Raw genomic sequence first — 255 nt, forward strand, 5'->3', positions numbered from 1 at the left:
CCAGAGATCGGCGAGGCGCCGCTCGGTCGCCGTGCGCGGCGGGTCGGCGTCCCGGGCGGGCGCGTCCGCGTCGGGCTCGGGCAGGGCGCGGGCGTCGAGCTTGCCGCTCGTCGAGAGCGGCAGGGCGCCGAGCAGGACGATCGCGGCCGGCACCAGGGCCTCGGGCAGGTCGCGGGCCAGGGCGCGGCGCAGCTCCTGCGGGTCGGGGTGCGCGCCCGGCGCGGGCACCGCGTAGGCCACGAGCCGCGCGGGGCC

The 255-nt window shown here is 82.7% G+C and carries 1 protein-coding gene; it reads right to left on the reverse strand.

Annotation, left to right across the window (positions count from 1 at the left end):
• The coding region (locus tag ACLBYB_RS33595) for an AMP-binding enzyme (protein ID WP_447701465.1) at nucleotides 1-255 on the reverse strand (255 nt) is incomplete at both ends.

Source organism: Methylobacterium sp. D54C (genome assembly GCF_053345595.1).